This window comes from Stenotrophomonas sp. C3(2023) (assembly GCF_032911385.1).
In the GTDB taxonomy this organism is placed as follows: Bacteria; Pseudomonadota; Gammaproteobacteria; order Xanthomonadales; family Xanthomonadaceae; genus Stenotrophomonas.
The window spans coordinates 3,662,137-3,664,636 of the sequence record NZ_JAWJLO010000001.1; the positions used below are offsets into that span (position 1 = coordinate 3,662,137).

The 2,500-nt window shown below is 54.1% G+C and carries 1 rRNA gene (cut by a window edge); it reads right to left on the reverse strand.

Annotated features, from left to right (window positions below):
- Positions 1 to 21: 21 nt before the first annotated feature.
- Positions 22 to 2,500 (reverse strand): 23S ribosomal RNA (locus RZA67_RS16210); it runs 401 nt beyond the window's last position.

The window sequence follows — 2,500 nt, forward strand, 5'->3', positions numbered from 1 at the left end:
GCCAAGGCAACTTGAGGTTATATGGTCAAGCCTCTCGGATCATTAGTATCAGTTAGCTCAACGCATTGCTGCGCTTACACACCTGACCTATCAACCACGTAGTCTACATGGTTCCTTCAGGGGGCTTGTGCCCCGGGAGATCTCATCTTGAGGCGCGCTTCCCGCTTAGATGCTTTCAGCGGTTATCGCTTCCGAACATAGCTACCCGGCAATGCCACTGGCGTGACAACCGGAACACCAGAGGTTCGTCCACTCCGGTCCTCTCGTACTAGGAGCAGCCCCTCTCAAATCTCCAACGCCCATGGCAGATAGGGACCGAACTGTCTCACGACGTTCTGAACCCAGCTCGCGTACCACTTTAAATGGCGAACAGCCATACCCTTGGGACCGACTACAGCCCCAGGATGTGATGAGCCGACATCGAGGTGCCAAACACCGCCGTCGATATGAACTCTTGGGCGGTATCAGCCTGTTATCCCCGGAGTACCTTTTATCCGTTGAGCGATGGCCCTTCCATACAGAACCACCGGATCACTAAGTCCTAGTTTCCTACCTGCTTGATCCGTCGATCTTGCAGTCAAGCACGCTTATGCCTTTGCACACAGTGCGCGATGTCCGACCGCGCTGAGCGTACCTTCGAGCTCCTCCGTTACTCTTTAGGAGGAGACCGCCCCAGTCAAACTACCCACCATACACGGTCCCCGACCCAGATAATGGGCCCAGGTTAGAACGTCAAGCACGACAGGGTGGTATTTCAAGGATGGCTCCGCCACAGCTAGCGCCATGGTTTCATAGCCTCCCACCTATCCTACACAGACGAACTCAACGTTCAGTGTAAAGCTATAGTAAAGGTTCACGGGGTCTTTCCGTCTTGCCACGGGAACGCTGCATCTTCACAGCGATTTCAATTTCACTGAGTCTCGGGTGGAGACAGCGCCGCTGTCGTTACGCCATTCGTGCAGGTCGGAACTTACCCGACAAGGAATTTCGCTACCTTAGGACCGTTATAGTTACGGCCGCCGTTTACTGGGGCTTCGATCAAGAGCTTCGCCTTGCGGCTGACCCCATCAATTAACCTTCCAGCACCGGGCAGGCGTCACACCCTATACGTCCACTTTCGTGTTTGCAGAGTGCTGTGTTTTTGATAAACAGTCGCAGCGGCCTGGTTACTGCGACCCTCGGCAGCTTATGCTCGCATGAGCCACCACCAAGGGTGCACCTTCTCCCGAAGTTACGGTGCCATGTTGCCTAGTTCCTTCACCCGAGTTCTCTCAAGCGCCTGAGAATTCTCATCCTACCCACCTGTGTCGGTTTACGGTACGGTCTGCGTAAGCTGAAGCTTAGGAGCTTTTCCTGGAAGCGTGGTATCAGTGACTTCGCCTTAAAGGCTCGTCTCGGTGCTCGGTCTTAGAGGATCCCGGATTTGCCAAAGATCCAAACCTACCGCCTTTCCCCGGGACAACCAACGCCCGGTACACCTAACCTTCTCCGTCCCTCCATCGCACTTACGCGAGGTGCAGGAATATTAACCTGCTTCCCATCGACTACGACTTTCGTCCTCGCCTTAGGGGCCGACTCACCCTGCGCCGATTAACGTTGCGCAAGGAAACCTTGGGCTTTCGGCGTGCGGGTTTTTCACCCGCATTATCGTTACTCATGTCAGCATTCGCACTTCCGATACCTCCAGCAGACTTCTCAATCCACCTTCAACGGCTTACGGAACGCTCCTCTACCGCGCATGACAAAGTCATGCACCCCAAGCTTCGGTTCTGTGCTTAGCCCCGTTAAATCTTCCCCGCAGACCGACTCGACCAGTGAGCTATTACGCTTTCTTTAAAGGGTGGCTGCTTCTAAGCCAACCTCCTGGCTGTCTGTGCCTTTCCACATGGTTTTCCACTTAGCACAAAATTTGGGACCTTAGCTGTGGGTCTGGGTTGTTTCCCTTTTCACGACGGACGTTAGCACCCGCCGTGTGTCTCCCATACAGTCCGTCTCGGTATTCGGAGTTTGCAATGGTTTGGTAAGTCGCGATGACCCCCTAGCCATAACAGTGCTCTACCCCCGAGAGGATACATATGAGGCGCTACCTAAATAGCTTTCGAGGAGAACCAGCTATCTCCGGGTTCGATTAGCTTTTCACTCCTAATCACAGCTCATCCCCGTCTTTTGCAACAGACGTGGGTTCGGGCCTCCAGTACCTGTTACGGCACCTTCACCCTGGCCATGACTAGATCACCCGGTTTCGGGTCTACTGCCCGCGACTATGCGCCCTTATCAGACTCGGTTTCCCTTCGCCTCCCCTATACGGTTAAGCTTGCCACGAACAGTAAGTCGCTGACCCATTATACAAAAGGTACGCAGTCACTCCTTGCGGAGCTCCTACTGCTTGTACGCACACGGTTTCAGGTTCTATTTCACTCCCCTCTCCGGGGTTCTTTTCGCCTTTCCCTCACGGTACTGGTTCACTATCGGTCGGTCAGTAGTATTTAGCCTTGGAGGA